General features: G+C 40.7%; 13 protein-coding genes. 8 read left to right on the plus strand and 5 right to left on the minus strand.

Annotated features, from left to right (window positions below):
* The first annotated feature begins 51 nt into the window (after positions 1–51).
* Positions 52–510, plus strand: coding sequence for a VOC family protein (locus tag C7B62_RS12370; RefSeq protein ID WP_106236458.1), 459 nt, complete (start codon positions 52–54; stop codon positions 508–510).
* Between the two features lie 24 nt (positions 511–534).
* Here C7B62_RS12370 and C7B62_RS12375 read toward each other — a convergent pair whose 3' ends face one another.
* Positions 535–1689, minus strand: a complete 1155-nt coding sequence (locus C7B62_RS12375; protein WP_106236460.1) for an L-dopachrome tautomerase-related protein — start codon at positions 1687–1689, stop codon at positions 535–537.
* A 199-nt stretch (positions 1690–1888) separates the two neighbouring features.
* Here C7B62_RS12375 and C7B62_RS12380 point away from each other — a divergent pair, with 199 nt between their 5' ends.
* Entirely contained in the window at positions 1889–2326 is a 438-nt protein-coding gene (locus C7B62_RS12380) for a cupin domain-containing protein (RefSeq protein WP_106236462.1), read from the plus strand.
* 147 nt (positions 2327–2473) lie between these two features.
* Complete coding sequence (locus C7B62_RS12385; protein ID WP_106236464.1) at positions 2474–3979, plus strand: serine/threonine-protein kinase; 1506 nt, start codon at positions 2474–2476, stop codon at positions 3977–3979.
* Positions 3980–4009: 30 nt separating this feature from the next.
* Here the strand turns inward: C7B62_RS12385 and C7B62_RS12390 are convergent, their stop codons facing one another.
* Complete coding sequence (locus C7B62_RS12390) at positions 4010–4660, minus strand: PD-(D/E)XK nuclease family protein (RefSeq protein ID WP_106236467.1); 651 nt, start codon at positions 4658–4660, stop codon at positions 4010–4012.
* 116 nt (positions 4661–4776) lie between these two features.
* Here C7B62_RS12390 and uvrC point away from each other — a divergent pair, with 116 nt between their 5' ends.
* The 3 genes from uvrC (at position 4777) to C7B62_RS12405 (ending at position 9549) form a co-directional block, all read left to right on the plus strand.
* Entirely contained in the window at positions 4777–6708 is a 1932-nt protein-coding gene (gene uvrC / locus C7B62_RS12395; RefSeq protein ID WP_106236470.1) for an excinuclease ABC subunit UvrC, read from the plus strand.
* Between the two features lie 59 nt (positions 6709–6767).
* Positions 6768–8078, plus strand: coding sequence for an FHA domain-containing protein (locus C7B62_RS12400; RefSeq protein WP_106236473.1), 1311 nt, complete (start codon positions 6768–6770; stop codon positions 8076–8078).
* A 76-nt stretch (positions 8079–8154) separates the two neighbouring features.
* Positions 8155–9549, plus strand: coding sequence for a sodium/proline symporter (locus C7B62_RS12405; RefSeq protein ID WP_106236475.1), 1395 nt, complete (start codon positions 8155–8157; stop codon positions 9547–9549).
* On the opposite strand, the gene C7B62_RS25380 is transcribed toward C7B62_RS12405, so the two are convergent.
* On the minus strand, positions 9517–9717 hold the full coding sequence (locus C7B62_RS25380) for a hypothetical protein (RefSeq protein WP_146132090.1): 201 nt from the start codon (positions 9715–9717) through the stop codon (positions 9517–9519). The two genes, C7B62_RS12405 and C7B62_RS25380, sit on opposite strands and share 33 nt — an antisense overlap.
* A 367-nt stretch (positions 9718–10084) precedes the next feature.
* Between C7B62_RS25380 and puuE the strand changes: the two genes are divergently transcribed.
* On the plus strand, positions 10085–10990 hold the full coding sequence (puuE, locus tag C7B62_RS12410; protein ID WP_106236477.1) for an allantoinase PuuE: 906 nt from the start codon (positions 10085–10087) through the stop codon (positions 10988–10990).
* A 400-nt stretch (positions 10991–11390) separates the two neighbouring features.
* Positions 11391–15404 (plus strand): PAS domain S-box protein, encoded by a 4014-nt coding sequence (locus C7B62_RS12415; protein ID WP_146132091.1) that lies wholly within the window; start codon positions 11391–11393, stop codon positions 15402–15404.
* Between the two features lie 30 nt (positions 15405–15434).
* Here C7B62_RS12415 and C7B62_RS12420 read toward each other — a convergent pair whose 3' ends face one another.
* Together C7B62_RS12420 and C7B62_RS12425 are read right to left on the minus strand one after the other, a co-directional pair.
* Entirely contained in the window at positions 15435–15701 is a 267-nt protein-coding gene (locus C7B62_RS12420; protein WP_106236482.1) for a Txe/YoeB family addiction module toxin, read from the minus strand.
* Positions 15691–15984, minus strand: a complete 294-nt coding sequence (locus tag C7B62_RS12425; RefSeq protein WP_106236485.1) for a type II toxin-antitoxin system Phd/YefM family antitoxin — start codon at positions 15982–15984, stop codon at positions 15691–15693. Before C7B62_RS12425 ends, C7B62_RS12420 begins: the two co-directional genes overlap by 11 nt.
* Between the last annotated feature and the right edge of the window lie 253 nt (positions 15985–16237).

Below are 16237 nucleotides of genomic sequence, written 5' to 3' on the forward strand. Positions count from 1 at the left end.
TACATTTAATCTTTAATTTTCCCTAGCTACTTATATCCCCAGATGCTCATTATGATTTCAGCAAAATCATCTCTAGGTTTACCAGTTGGTTGTTTGCGCAAAGTACACCACATTGCTCTCAATGTGAAAAATATGGAAGCATCCAAGCATTTTTACGGCAATGTTTTGGGCTTGCATCAGTTAACAGGAGATGAAGTCCCCTCAACTTTGGTCAAGCTAGTGGCAGCAGGAAAAGTTTGTAATTTTAAAACCCCTGACGGTATCATTCTAGATTTATTTGCCGAACCTGATTTGTCTCCTCCAGATCCAGATCCAGAGAAACAATTTACCCGTGCTAATCATTTGTCTTTTGATATTGAACCACAGCTATTTGACAAAGCGATCGCCATTTTGAAAAAGCTTCAAATTCCAGTGGCGATCGATGTTGTCACTCGTCTGACAGGGCGAGGGTTTTATATTTATGACCCTGATGGTTTTATTGTGGAAATTCGCTGCGATCCTGTGAATTAGTTATTTAGTAAAGCAACTAACAGGTTATCTGCCAACTTTTCCTGAAGCCAAAGCGGGAAATCTAACTAGATAAAAAGGTGCTTTAAAGGTATTTTCTCCATTGTTGAGCGGTGGAGAGTTCTGTAATTGGCTGACGGTGACATATATATAATCATCTGGGCTAAACGCCATGCCGTTAGTCCAACTGAGCAGTTGTTTATCTTGATATAGAGTCTGATATGTTCCCGTTGCATCTACCACCCCGATCGCATTATCAGTAATGGAGGTAATATAAACATTACCAGCACCATCAACGGTGATCCCATCACAGATGGGCTTGTCTCCATAGCGTTCGACTCTACTAGAGAGGTCTTCAGGGGTAAGAGCAGGATCTAATAAGTCTGCTGTGGCGATGCGATATAAAGAAGTGCTGCTCATGGGTGCATAGTAAACCCAATCATTATTAGGATCGATGGTTATGGGATTAGCGCCAACTTTAGCGGGCTTGCCTGCCATATTAATCACTCGTTCATCAACGATCAGGGGTATATCTTCAGGACGAGTGGAAATATCTCCTTCTAATACCCTGCGAGAGAAGCCTGTGTTGAGATCGACGACGATTAAAGCTGAATTATTTTCGCTGGCAGTATCAGTCAAATAAATTGCCTGATGATCTAGATCGACAGCTAAATCGTTTAAAAAAGAGTTTTCAGTAATAATTGGCTGAGTCAGATAAATTACTTGATAGAGTTGATCATTTTCTGTATCCCAACCCAGAATTTTTCCTGGTTTCGTTCCCTCACTATTATCGAGCATCCAGACTACACCATTTTCATCGGCTCTCAATCCTAATACCGTATTCAAACCGATTCCCTTTTCCTCTGGTTTGCTACTCCAGGCTTGATTAGGAAAGGGGACTAAAGTATTATCATCCAGCAATTCCACAACCCGCAGAGGCGCACCATAAAATTGATGCTGACTCATAATAATTCTGCCTGCTGGAGTGATGGCAATATTGCCTGGGGGGTGTTCGGCGGGAAATTCGGCAACTATTTCTAACTCGTCTGTCGATTCATTTTGAGCAACTACTGGATGATGAACAGCAAAAGATAAGCAGATAACTAAAGTCGCCACAGATGTTAAGTAGGCTAGAAAACGCAAGAGACGACTAGGATAAATTTTATGTTGATAGTTGTGCATAACTTTGAGCTAACAATAAGTAAGTTATAGTATCAATCAAAAACTTCTCAATCAATAATAAATAAGATGACAAGCTTACTACCGCGCAAGCAAAGTTCAATCTTTCCAGTTGGCTAAGTGTCGAAAATTACCTTAAAAACAAGCCGAGAACCATACAATACTAGTAACCAAATACTGAGCTATTTTAGGAAAAAAAGAAATGAACGAACGGTGTATGATTCCTGTCATTAAAGCTCTAACTGATTATCAAGCCTATCGAATTAGTCCTAACGATACTAACCGCTTGGCGATCGTTTTCGATCCTAGCAGCGCTAATGATTCATTAACTGTCTGTGTTGAAATTTTTGAAGTAGGTAGTGAAACTCCTCCCCACCGTCATAATTTTGCCATAGAAATGTTTTTTATTCTTAAGGGGGAAGGTATAGCAGTTTGTGATGGGAAAGAAACCTCTCTACACAGTGGCGATAGCGTGTTGATGCCAAAAACAGGAACGCACTATATCAAAAATACGGGTTCAGAGCGTTTGTATGCTTTATGTATGATGGTGCCGAATGAAGATTTTTCGGAATTAATTCGCAATGGGATACCTACGCCTCTAGACGAACAGGATTTAAAAGTATTGTCTCGGATCAATTAAATACCGATCAATCCACGCTGCTGATAGAAAATAAACAAGATACTTTTTTTTGATCGCAACCATTTAATTTGCTAATGAGTTAGTTGGTAGATTTATTAATCCAAATTAACTACAATTTGATTATGCATCAACATTTCGTGTGCCTTGATGAAAGGTAAATTAATCCAGGATAAGTATCGTATTCTCAAAACTTTAGGTCGTAGTGCCTTTAGTGAAACCCTTTTAGCTACGGACAATAGCAGATTTTACAGTCGTCGTCGCTATATTATCAAAAGATTTCGTCCTATTTTGGGCAATCGAGAGGCAAAAAATATTAGGCGTTTGTTTTACCAAGAAGCTAGAGTATTGAAGCGTTTGAGTGGTAAAAATCGTCAAATACCTCGGCTTTATGAATATTTTATGCACGGAGAAGATTTTTACTTAGTTCGAGAATGGATTGCTGGTTTAACTTTAAAACAGCTAGTTGAGCAAAAAGGACCACTATCAACAGAGGAAGTAGAACAAATTTTAAACAGTGTTCTCTCATTTCTCAAGTACATTCATAGCTATGGTATTGTTTATCGGCAATTAAAGCCTAGCACCATCATCTTACGTCAGGATTCCTGGTTGCCAGCATCGTGGCAAAACTACTTACCAGTACCGATTTATTTTGGTGGGGTGAAAGATTTAGAAACTCAAGTTGACAATCACCAGCAATACAATCCAGCTGTGCCTTATCGACGAGACTATATTCCTCCAGAACAGAAACAGGGGAAATCTGTTTTTGCCAGCGATCTTTACAGTTTAGGTTTAACAGCTATTTATCTCTTGACAGGTAAGCATCCAGGAGAATTCTCTTTAGATCCTCGCAGCAAAAAACTCATCTGGCATCAAGAAATTCCTAAGCAAAAAATTCATTTAGTTAGAGTAATTGAACGGGCTATTCGCCCTAAGATGAGCGATCGCTATAGTTCGGCTGAGGAGATGCTTCAAGCATTAAATTCTGTGCCAATCAATCTAGCTATGCCGGTAATTGAGCCAGCACCTAAGCAGATTAAATTCACTTCAGAATTCAAGGTAATTTCTTTATTGTCTGGCACGGCTTTGGGAATTTTGGCTCTTATTCTGGTTATTGTCAACTCTGATTTGATTCAGTTGGCTAAACGAGATGGGGAGCAGTATCTGAACAAGGATTCAGCCAATATAGTAACGGACACTCTAACTACTACTAGTTCACTCCTTCCCCTTAAACAGCCTGCAACTACTACTAATATTCCCGCTTTTCCACTAGGCATGACACAGCAGAACATTGAGGAAAAGCTGGGAGAACCAACCATGAACAGTAGCGGATATTGGCCCAATAGTAGAGCCTTGTTATATCAGGATGTTGTGCCAAGGCAGATTTCTTTAGGCTACTTAACCGATATTGACAGTACTAAAGTTCGTCAGGCGGAGATCGCCTTTTCTAGATCAGTAGATCTAGAGGCAATTAAACAGCAGGCAAAGCAGTTAATGCAGGATAATTATTCGCCAGAAATTGAGCATTATCTTGAGCAAATATATTTTAAAACTAGCTCTAGTCATGAGTTCCAGGTCAACAACATTGAAGGGGTGGTGCAGCAAAATCCTGAAGACCATATTTATCTTGCTATTTGGGATCGCGAGTTTCATTGACAAGCAGGTGCAGACAAGCTGAATATTTGATTAAACTTGTTGTTGCTGCCATAGTCGCAACCGCAACAAAAACTGCGCCCAATAATGACTTAAATCATCTGCATCCAGCAAGAAAATTTGGGCTGCTCGATCCTCAAGAGCGATCGCAATTAAGGCACGCTCGATCTGTACGCCATAAAGATGATTGACAGCAGCGGTATAGGCGGTAACCTGGAGACAATAATCGCTAATCCATGCTAGTTTTTTGGGTTTAGAGGCGGTTTTCCAGTCAAATAAACATAGTTCTCCTTGCCACGTTCCTAAACAGTCTAAACGCCCAGCATAACCCTGTTCGGCATGATATACCGCCGACTCTAATAAGTGAACTTCCCAGACGGATTCTAAAATAGGTTTGATTGAGTGCCAATAAGGATTATCTATTACATCATCGGGTAAATCTTGACCAGCCAAAAACAAATTGATTGCTGTATGAATCGAAGTACCACGACGGCAGGCTTGGGTACTAATTTGCTGTGCTTGAGCATATCCCACTCGTTTGCGCCATCTCTGTAAGGCAAGGCGATCTGCTTCGGGTTTAGTTGCCGCTAAAATTGTGCTGACAGAAGGATAAGCTTGCCCATCAAAAACTAATCTGCGTTGACGATTAACGGTTTTATATTGGGGAGGAATATAAGTAAACATAATAATTATTTAAACAAAGATCAAAGACACGAAAATGATCGATAACTTTTTTGGGAGGATGTAGCTTGATTAGCACCGCGGAATCTATGATCACTATAGGACAGTAACTAAAACCTATGAGCGCATTGATCGAAATTAAATCTTTATTAAAACAGCCTGAACATTTAGAAGCCCGTCTTAAAGAGATTCCCTCAGAACCAGGAGTTTATTTTATGCGGAGTAGTAATGGGGATATTTTATATATTGGTAAATCCAAGAAGTTACGGGCGCGGGTTCGTTCTTATTTTCGCCCAGCCCAAAAATTAAGCGATCGCATTGCCATGATGGTGCGTCAGGTGGCGGAAATTGAATTTATTGCCACTGATACGGAAGCTGAAGCTTTGGCTTTAGAAGCCAATTTAATCAAGAAGCATCAGCCTTATTACAATGTGTTACTTAAAGACGACAAAAAATATCCTTATGTCTGTATCACTTGGTCAGAAGATTATCCCCGCATCTTTATTACCCGTAAGCGTCGAGCAACTCAAAAGCGCGATCGCTATTATGGTCCCTATGTAGATACTCGTTTGCTACGCTACACCCTGCACATAATTAAGCGTGTTTTTCCCCTGCGCCAGCGTCGCCAACCTCTATTTAAAGATCGTCCCTGTCTTAACTACGACATGGGCAGATGTCCTGGAGTCTGTCAGGCAATGATTACCCCCGAAGACTATAAAAAGATCGTACAGAAAGTAGCGATGGTATTTCAGGGCAGAAGTGATGAACTGGTAGTTAGTCTACAGAGCAAGATGGATAAGGCAGTAGAACGACTAGACTTTGAAAAAGCGGCTCAATATCGCGATCAGCTTAAAGCTCTACAGAGTCTCAATGCCGACCAAAAAGTTGCCCTCGCTGATGATACCGTTTCCCGTGATGCGATCGCTCTTGCAGCGGATGACAAACACTGCTGTATTCAGCTCTTTCAAATTCGTGCAGGTAAACTGGTGGGTCGTTTGGGCTTTTTTGCTGATGCTCGTTCGGGTACACCAGGAGCGATTTTACAGCGAGTACTCGAAGAACATTACACTACCGTCGAAGCCGTCGAAATTCCCACCGAGATTTTAGTCCAGCATGAACTGCCCGAACCAGAAATCTTGACCAACTGGCTAAGTAGCAAAAAGACGCGCAAAGTAAGCTTAATCAATCCTCAAAGACAGTTGAAGGCAGAACTGATCGAAATGGTGGAACGCAATGCCAACTATGAGCTAGAACGTACCCAACGAGCTAGCGATCGCAATACTCAGGCATTACAAGATTTAGCAACTATTCTCGATCTAAGCGAACTGCCGAAACGGATTGAAGGATATGATATTTCCCATATTCAGGGTTCTAATGCCGTGGCTTCTCAGGTAGTATTTGTGGATGGTGTTCCTGCTAAACAACATTATCGCCATTACAAAATAAAAAATCCTGATGTTCAAATCGGTCATTCCGATGATTTTGCCAGCATGGCAGAAGTACTGGGGCGACGTTTTCGGAAGTATCGGCGCAGCGCCGAAGAACAGAATACTCCTTGGTCGGAGTTTAAATACCAAGCAGGGGAACAGCAAGACTTTCCCGATGTAATCATGATCGACGGAGGGAAAGGACAACTATCTTCGGTGGTCACAGTTTTACAAGATTTAGACTTACTAGATGTAGTCAAGGTAATTAGTCTGGCTAAGAAAAGAGAAGAAATCTTTCTCCCAGGAGCATCCCAACCTTTAGATACCACAGCCGAACAGCCAGGGGTGCAGCTACTGAGAAGAGTTCGTGACGAATCCCATCGTTTTGCCGTTAGCTTTCATCGCCAACAAAGACTAACCAGCAGCAGGCGATCGCGTTTAGCTGAAATTTCTGGCTTGGGCTTTCAGCGTCAAAAGCAACTCCTGGCTCATTTTCACTCCATTGACTATATTCGCGAAGCGACGGTAGCCAAGCTGACGGAAGCTCCTGGTATTGGCCCAGGATTGGCACAGGAAATATATAATTACTTTCATCCCAATCAAGTTAGTGACGGCTCTGTATAAATCTGTATACAAGAGCGAAGTTCTAAATAGAATGAGTATATGTTGAGAGAGAAAGAACTATGAGTCATCAGCAGAGAAATTGCGCATCACTTATCTTTAAAGATGCTAAGGTAACCAAGCAATATTCTCTGTCTCATACAGGCGTAGTAATCATTGGTCGCTCTCCAGATTGCCAGATTGCTTTAGATCCGTTTAAATTTATTACCGTATCCCGTCGCCATGCCAAGATTAAGCGAGTGGGCGCTCACTGGCAAATAGAAGATCTGGGAACAACTAACGGCACTTTAGTTAATGATTTACCGATTAATGGTATTCATAAATTACGCTCTGGCGATCGCATTATCTTGGGAACTCAAGGACCCGAATTCACTTTTAAATGTTTGCTGTATGATGTCAAGCTTGCTCCTTTAACAATGGATGCTCAAGATGCCCAACCAGACAAGAACAAAACTTCTCATCCAGATGCAGAGGCTAGGTTAACTGAGGTTTTTACGCCTAAAAACGCGACCAAGATTCAAGCAAAAAAAACTATCCTGAAGCAATCAATCACTTCTCGCTCAGTTTCCGCCAATGTTGCCCCTAAAACCCTCTGGAATTTGGTTGCCGTTACAGAGCGAGTGCAGTTTCCTGGACATTATGCACCAGTATTAGCCTTGGCATTTAGTCCCGATGGACAAATGCTTGCCAGCGCTGCTCAAGATCAAACGATCAAGTTGTGGAACATGGTAACTCAGACAGAAATTACTACTCTAAACGGACAGAAGCTAGCAGCCAATGCCTTGGTATTTAGTCCCGATAGCCAGATTCTAGCTACTGGTAGCGCAGACATGATCAAACTCTGGCAAGTGGCAACTCAAGCAGAGATTGCTTCTTTTACTGCCCATAACCTAGGGATTGCATCATTGAGCTTTAGTCCCGATGGTCAGATCCTGGCCAGCGGTAGCGTTGACCAAACCATTAAACTCTGGCAAGTAGCAACTCAAGCAGAGATTGCTTCTTTTACTGCCCATAACCTAGGGATTGCATCATTGAGTTTTAGTCCCGATGGTCAGATCCTGGCCAGCGGTAGCGTCGATCAAACCATTAAGCTCTGGCAAGTGGAGACTCAAACAGCAATTGCTACTTTAGCTGGACATACCCAGGGTGTTGGCGCGATCGCTTTTAGTCCTGATGGTAATACCCTAGCCAGCGGTAGCATCGACCAAACCATTAGACTTTGGGGTGTGGCAACTAAGGTGGAAATAGCAACGATTTCCACTCCCCATTGGCAAACAAGTGCGATCGCTTTTGCTCCCGATGGTCAAACTATCGGCGGTTGTGATGAGTCGGGAATTATTCGACTATGGCAAATTTGCTCTAGTTTAAATTAAAAGTCTGGTTTCACTTTACACAACTTTATAATGTAAGTGCTGTATGTAAACAAGATTTAGTATAATCTAAGTTTTTATGGCTTTAGTTTCCTTCCTGTTTTTCCTGTTGTTGTTTACTATCGTAGGAGCTTATGCAGCAACCCGTCAGCAGGATAGTACAAGTGATTACCTGCTTGCAGATAGAAAAGTTAATTCTTGGTTAGTAGCTTTATCGGCCCTCTCTACTGGACAAAGTGGTTTTTTGTTTACAGGACAGGTAGGATATGCCTATACCCAAGGCTTATCAGCCATTTGGCTAGCGATTGGTTGGGCAGTCGGCGATTATCTAGCTTGGACGTTAGTTTTTAAGCAATTACGTCAGGTTTCAGAAGCATCTAACTCGGAAACTGTCCCTGCATTTCTAGCACAAAAGCAACCTGGTTATCGTTGGATCTCTGTTATTTCAGCGTTAATTACGATTGTCTTTTTAGGTACTTATGCAGCAGCACAACTGTTAGCAGGAAGTAAAGCGCTCAATAGTCTTTTTGGCTGGGACTATGCTTGGGGTATTATTATTGGCACAATTATTGTAGTTGTCTATTGCTTCTCTGGAGGCATTCGCGCATCAATTTGGACAGACGCAGTACAAACTATTGTCATGATCGGTGCTTTGCTACTGTTATTTGTTGTCACTATTTTTGCAGGTGGTGGAGTTGGGAACATCTTCACCAACTTAGGACAGATAGATGCAAGCTTAGTAGCTTTATTTCCGACTAATTTAGCCTGGGGATTTTTGCCATTTTTCCTCGGCTGGCTAGTGGCGGGATTTGGGGCTGTAGGACAACCTCACATAGTAGTTAGGGCAATGGTGCTAGATTCGGCTGAAAATATGAACAAAGCACGAGATATTAGAACTATTTGCGGTTTTATTACTGCTTTTACCGCTATTTTTCTTGGTTTTGCAGCCAGAATAACCTTACCCAACTTAAGCGACCCAGAATTGGCTTTGCTCGATTTGTCTCAAGAATTGTTACCAGGAATATTAGTTGGAGTAATGCTAGCTGGTTTGTTTGCTGCCACAATTTCTACTGCCGATTCTCAAATACTATCTTGTTCGGCTGCTTTGACTCAAGACTTGTTTCCAGGATTAGCCAAGTCTTATAAATACGCCAAAATAGGTACTTTGGTTGTCAGCGCAATTGTTTTAATCATTGCGCTTGTTAATAACGAGAGCGTATTTAGTTTAACTACCTTTGCTTGGTCGATATTGGCTTCTGGGTTAGGAGTTTTACTAATATTACGGTGCTATGAAAAACCTGTATCAACTCCTGTGGCGATCGCCATTATGATTTCAGGTATTGCGGTTTCTCTGTTCTGGAGATTAGGTTGGGAATTGTCAGATGCTGTTTACGAAGTCTTTCCAGGAATGGCTGCGGGATTTATTGTTTATTTGGTGGTTTTAATTAAAGTCAACGCCGTAAGCAGAACTTAAATGTCTGCTCATAGCAATAAACTTATCTGTAGTCCAAGAATCTGTTTTGCAATCGGATTTAGCATTATTCAACCCAGGATTGTAAGCTTGACTAAGGTTATCACTTAGCTGAATCAATTTTTTACTGTTCCAATTGCGATCGCTGAATTGACTATTGTTGATAGACATTATGTTCTCTCCTTTCTGTAGCAAAATATACGTTTTCTATATATTTATATATTAGCTCAAGATTTCTAGAAAATGAATGTAGTAACATCCGACCTCAACTGCATTGAAGAGTGAAAAGCAATGTTGCCATAGCTTATGGATATTTAATCAATCGATTTTTTGAATACTGTATACTAATTCCCACAAGTAATTGGAAAGATCAAAAATATGCTGATAGTCAAAGAAAAGGCTCAAATATCCATCAAAGCTATCCTAAAGGATTCCCTTCGGTCAAAGCTAAAAGCTTAACCTGTCCTAAGTCTCTCGTTATTTTCAAGAATTGGTATTATCTAGAAATATTGAACCTTTAAACTCATAATTTTTAAAAATGTCTTATCCAAGAGATTTAATTGGTTATGGTGCAAATCCGCCTCATCCACAATGGGTAGGAAATGCCAAATTAGCTTTACAGATAGTTCTAAATTACGAAGAAGGTTCAGAATACTCGATTCCAGATGGAGATGACAGTTCAGAGATATATCTGCGAGAAGTACCAGGATCTTCTATGGGCAAAGGAATGCGAGATCTACAGGTAGAGTCTATTTATGAGTATGGCAGCAGGGCGGGTTTTTGGCGGTTAATGCGATTATTTAAAGCCAAAGATATTCCCGTAACTATTTTTGGTGCAGCCTTAGCATTAGAAAGAAATCCCGCAGCAGTCGAGGCAATTGTTGATGCGGGATACGATATTTGCTGTCATGGTTGGCGCTGGATTGGCTATCATTTATTAGACGAAGCGGAAGAAAGAGAACATATAAAAAAGGCAGTAGCTTCGCTTAAAAAACTTACAGGCGATCGCCCTTTGGGATGGTATTGTCGTTATGCACCCAGTCTCAATACTCGTCGTTTAATTGTGGAAGAGGGAGGATTTCTTTATGACTCTGATGCCTATAATGACGATTTGCCCTATTGGGTAGAAGTGGAAGGAAAACCTCATTTAGTTATTCCTTATACTTTAGATAATAACGACATGAAGTATTGTGTTGCTCCTGGCTTTAATAGCGGTAATGATTTTTTTACCTATCTCAAAGATGCTTTTGACGTTTTATATGCCGAAGGAGAAACCTCACCAAAAATGATGTCGGTTGGACTTCATGCTAGATTAGCGGGTAAACCTGGAAGGTTAGCAGCTTTAGCTCGCTTTATTGACTATGTTCAAAACCACGAGCAAGTTTGGATCTGCCGCCGTCTGGATATTGCCAACCATTGGATTAAATACCATCCTTGGTCTTAAATGAGTAACAAGTAACAAGTAATAAGTAATAAGTAATAAGTCCTAAAGGATTAGCTAAGTCTAACTACTTGAAGAGCGCGATCGCATCGCCGTTCGCCCGTACTTATTCTGATTTCATCACCAAATTTTTACAAAGAAATTAAACCTGCGGATATCCTGCTTGATAGGAAACTCTTAGAGCTTAGATCTAAAAACTAGTTATTCACAACGTAGTCGATACAATTGAAAACTGCTGTAATTGTTAAAGGATTAATGCTGCACAACAAACAGTAAAAAGCTTAAAATTTTGTCATCATTAATGAGAGCAACCTACACTTAATTTATCCTCTTAGTTTTTTTTATAAAATTTAAACCTAGCCACGGATTAATATTGAGTATTGATAAGTACATTGAATTTAATTTGTCAACTATTGCGCCAAATACTTTACTAAATAGCGCAATTGCTTTGATTGCTCAAAATCAAGCCGAAAATAAGCTAGGCTGTCTGCTAATCGTCGTAGCCAACAAACTGATTGGCATCTTAACTCAAAGTGATGTGGTGAGATTAGTAGCCAGCCAAACCAATTTAGCAACGACAACGGTTGAGCAGGTAATGACTCAACCAGTATTAACCATACTGCGATCGCAATGTCATAATCTTTATACAGTGTGGTCATTCTGCCAGCAGCATTCCATCAGTTACCTACCAATTGAAGAGGAAGGGCAATTAATTGGGGTAATTGGTGTTCGTAGTTTGATGCCATATTTCCCTCCCACTAAGCAATATCGCTCTAATGCATACCCAGTCGATCCCAATCAAAACAAAGAATTGCCAAATGGTTTGAGCGATCGCCATCAACTATCAACAGAAAATAAACAAGAATTAGCCAGATTTTTTGAGACTGCCAGCATCCAGTGTATTGTCGGTTTTGATAGCTATTTTATACGGACTAATGCCACCTTAAGTCAGATTTTAGGCTTTACCCCTGATGAACTAATAGCTCAACCTTTCATCAACTTTGTTCACCCAGATGATCGTGCAGCAACTATGGCTGAACTGGGTAACTTAATGACAGGAAAAACGACGATTTCCTTTGAAAATCGCTATCGCACGAAAGACGGTAATTATCGTTGGCTGTTGTGGACAGCAAATCCTTACATAGCAGAAAAATTGATTTATGCAGCAGCGCGAGACATTACAGAGCGCAAACTATCTGAGCTAGCTTTAGCAAAAAGCGAAGCCAAACTATCTAGAAGTGAAAATCTCCTGCGTACTATTGTTGAGTCAGAACCAGAGTGCGTTAAATTGATCCAACGGGATGGCACGCTCATCGATATTAATCCTGCTGGATTGGCTATGATTGAAGCAGATTCTCCCGAGCAAATACTTGGTCAATCGGTTTTTTCCCTAGTTGATCCACAGCATCGTCAGGCTTTTATTGAACTTACCCAAAGCGTGTTTGCAGGAAAATCGGCTAAGTTAGAGTTTATCCTCAATGGATTGAAGGGGACATCCCGTTGGCTAGAAACTCATGTTGTTCCTTTTCGAGACGAGGAGCAAATTACGGCACTACTAGCAGTCACTCGCGACATAACTCAGCGTAAAGAAGCAGAGATTCAACTTCAGCAAGAACGGGATTTTTCTGAGGCAGTGATTAATACTGTGGGTGCATTAGTAGCTGTATTGGATCGACAGGGAACAATCGTTAGTTTCAATCATACCTGCGAACAAGTTACTGGATACTACTTTGAAGAAGTTCAAAATAAACAGGTTTGGGATTTTCTGATTCCCCCTCAAGAAAAAGCGACGGTTAAAGCTGTATTTGAGCGACTGCTTGAGGGACAATTTAACAATCAATATGAAAACTATTGGATTGCCAAAGATGGCACTCAGCACTTAATCTCCTGGTCAAATACTGCTCTGTTTGATGCACAAGGAGAGGTTGAATTTATTATTGCGACAGGGATTGACGTTACCGAACAAAGACGAGTTTGGAACAAGTTAGAGCTTCAGTATCGACAAAATAAGCTGCTGACAGATATAACTCGTAAAATTCGGATGTCCATCGAGCTAGAGGCAATTTTGCAAACTGCCGTGACTGAAGTACAGCATCTGCTGGCTTGCGATCGCGTTTTAATTATGAAACTCAAGCCGAATCATAACGCTTTACCTATTAGCGAGGCGCTTTTGCCCGATTTACCAACCATGTTGGGTTATGAAATTGCCGATCCTCTGTTGCAGGGAAAATATTTAGCCAGATATCGCCAGGGAAAAGTACTGGCGATCGACGATTTAGCTACGGCAGCTATTGATCTAGACATTAAACAGCTTTTACAACAGTTTCAGATTAAGGCAAAGCTAGTTCTACCAATTCTTGCTCAGGGTCAACTTCAAGGTCTTTTAGTGGCTCATCAATGTCATCATCCGCGACAGTGGCAGGAATCTGAAATCCAGTTACTCAATCAGCTAGGGGATCAAATCGGCGTGGCATTATCTCAGGCTCAATTGCTCAATTATACTGAAAAGTTAGTAGAGGAACGCACCAAAGAATTAACGGCTACTAATGAACTTTTAAAATTAGAAATTGTCGAACGCAAACAAACCGAGCAAGAATTAAGAGAAAATCAGCAAAAGCTAGCGGGTATTTTAGATAATGCTGATGAGGCAATTATTTCAATTAACGAGCAACAGCAGATTCAGTTATTCAACCAAGGTGCCGAGAAAATTTTTGGCTATCAGGCAGCAGAAATTATGGGACAGTCTCTCGATATCCTGTTGCCTCAAGCATTTCGTCAAGTGCATCGTCACCACATCAAGCAATTTGCTGAATTACCCGAAAAATCTCGTCAGATGACAGATCGTAGTAGTAACGTCTATGGTCGCCACAAAGATGGTCACGAATTTCCAGCCGAGGCATCTGTAGCTAAACTACAAACTAAAGCAGGAATGTTTTTCACGGTCATGTTGAAAGATATTAGCGAACAGCAACAAACCCAAGAAAAACTGGAAACTTCGCAGAGTTTGCTGGTAAAAGCCGAAAAAATCGCCAAAATTGGCAGTTGGGAATACGACCATGAAACGAACCGCAAAAGTTGGTCAGAAGAACTATTTGCTATTTTAGGCTTTGCCCAAAAATATCCTGTCCCACCACCCTGTCAAGAAATTTTAGAACGTGTCCATCCAGAAGATCTGTTACTAGTTAAAAAAACTTTGCGTGCAGGACACCAACAAGGAACATCTTGGGAACTGAACTATCGATTGTTGTTTCCCGACGGCACAATTAAATATATTGAAAGTAGAGGCGAGCCAACGGTAAATTCTGCGGGAAAAGTTCTTAAGGTACTAGAAACAATTATGGATGTGAGCGAACGCATTCAAGCCGAACAATCTCTTCAAAGAAGCGAAAATCAGCTCAAGTTAATCACTGATGCGCTGCCAGTATTAATTGCCTATATAGATGCTCGGCAACGTTATATTTATAACAATCGTACTTACGAAAGTTGGTATGGTAAACCTCGTTCCAGTCTGCAAGGAAAATTGATTAAGGAGGTGGTTGGGGAGCATAACTATCAACAAATGTTGCCCTATATCAAGACTGCACTGGCAGGAAAGACAGTTACTTTTGAAAGTCAGCCGATTGCTGATGGGGGCAATTTCTACTGGATGAATGCTACTTTTGTTCCCGACTTCAATTCCCACGGTGAGGTAAAAGGATTTTTCTCGATGATCGAAGATATTACCGAACGCAAAGCAGTAGAGCAAATGAAAAGCGAGTTTATCTCTATTGCTAGTCATGAAATGCGAACTCCTTTAACTGCAATTCATGGAGTGATGAAATTACTTTCGGCAGGTCGTTTAGGAGAACTATCAGAATCGGGAGCTAAAATGGCAGATATGGCATTGAGAAATAGCGATCGCCTGGTACGTTTAGTTAATGATATTCTTGACCTAGAACGAATGGAATCGGGAAGAGATGAACTTAATCCACAACCATGTGATAGTGCCGAGTTGATCCAACAGGCGATAGATACAACCATCTCCATCGCAGATGAACAGGGAATTAGTCTTCAAGCTGATGCTCAATCTCTCAAGTTTTTAGGCGATCGCGATCGTCTGGTGCAAACTTTAAATAACTTAATTAGCAATGCCATTAAGTTTTCTTCTGCCCATAGTAACATTTGCATCTCCTCTAAATTAGACCAACAAAACATTCTCTTTTCAGTCAAAGATCAAGGTAGAGGCATCCCCAAAAATAAACTAGAAACTATCTTTGAACGCTTTCAACAGGTTGATGCTTCCGATTCCCGCCAGAAAGGAGGCACGGGTTTGGGTTTGGCTATCTGTCGTCACATTGTCGAGCAACATCAGGGCAAAATTTGGGTCGAAAGCGTTTATGGGCAAGGTAGCACCTTTTTCTTTTCAATTCCGCAATAGCGTTGCGAGCTTTCGCGCAGCGGGACTAGTCTACTCGTAGTGATATCTACACTGCAAAAAAATTATTTTGTCAGAACTTACTTGGTAAACTAATCTATGTTCTTGAGTGATTCTTCTCGACCATCTTGAGCCAGAAAAGTATTTAAGATGTTCGGGTTTTCCGATACCTTCAAAGGGATTAGCAATAGTAGCTTCAATTAGATTTAAAATTCTCTCATTTATCTTCTTGTCTTTTCTAAACCACCAACGTAAATCTTCTCTAAATTGACCATCAAAAACTACCGCCTTATTGCCCAACTCTTAATTCCTCACAAAGTTGTTGTAGGGTTTGAGGTTCGATTTGAACTCCTTCAAGTTCATCCGCCCTTTCCATAGCAGCAAATAGTTTCTTGGCATTAGCAGGGGATTTTAGTAAATGAAGAGTTTCCATCATACTAGAAAGCTCTGATGCAGCAATGATAGCAACATCTTCTTTTCCTGTTCTACTAACTATGACGCAACCACGGTTGTCAATAACTTCATCTAAAACGGATGCTAAATTTTGGCGTAAATTAGTATAGTTGGTTTGCTTGGCTAACATTTCTAAATTTAAGTACTTATATCTGTACTTAATGATAACACGGATTTTTGCTTTATTTACATTACTCGATAGTGATGAATATTCATTTTCGATGGAATGGTATATTCCCAGTTCAAGCGATCGCCTCTTCGAACATTACATTTATGACAAATAAATAACCTTAACGGCAACTATCTAGACAAACTCCAGGAAATTACGTAGACTAATTTTTATATTTTTATTGAGAATAAATTTCTTTTGTGAAAGAAGTCTT

It is taken from the genome of Pleurocapsa sp. CCALA 161, assembly GCF_003003995.1.
Taxonomy (GTDB): domain Bacteria; phylum Cyanobacteriota; class Cyanobacteriia; order Cyanobacteriales; family Xenococcaceae; genus Waterburya.

Coding starts and splice junctions, on each gene's coding strand:
- C7B62_RS12370 (WP_106236458.1), top strand. CDS start 52: ATGATTTCAGCAAAATCATCTCTAGGTTTACCAGTTGGTTGTTTGCGC.
- C7B62_RS12375 (WP_106236460.1), bottom strand. CDS start 1,689: ATGCACAACTATCAACATAAAATTTATCCTAGTCGTCTCTTGCGTTTT.
- C7B62_RS12380 (WP_106236462.1), top strand. CDS start 1,889: ATGAACGAACGGTGTATGATTCCTGTCATTAAAGCTCTAACTGATTAT.
- C7B62_RS12385 (WP_106236464.1), top strand. CDS start 2,474: ATGAAAGGTAAATTAATCCAGGATAAGTATCGTATTCTCAAAACTTTA.
- C7B62_RS12390 (WP_106236467.1), bottom strand. CDS start 4,660: ATGTTTACTTATATTCCTCCCCAATATAAAACCGTTAATCGTCAACGC.
- uvrC (WP_106236470.1), top strand. CDS start 4,777: ATGAGCGCATTGATCGAAATTAAATCTTTATTAAAACAGCCTGAACAT.
- C7B62_RS12400 (WP_106236473.1), top strand. CDS start 6,768: ATGAGTCATCAGCAGAGAAATTGCGCATCACTTATCTTTAAAGATGCT.
- C7B62_RS12405 (WP_106236475.1), top strand. CDS start 8,155: ATGGCTTTAGTTTCCTTCCTGTTTTTCCTGTTGTTGTTTACTATCGTA.
- C7B62_RS25380 (WP_146132090.1), bottom strand. CDS start 9,717: ATGTCTATCAACAATAGTCAATTCAGCGATCGCAATTGGAACAGTAAA.
- puuE (WP_106236477.1), top strand. CDS start 10,085: ATGTCTTATCCAAGAGATTTAATTGGTTATGGTGCAAATCCGCCTCAT.
- C7B62_RS12425 (WP_106236485.1), bottom strand. CDS start 15,984: ATGTTAGCCAAGCAAACCAACTATACTAATTTACGCCAAAATTTAGCA.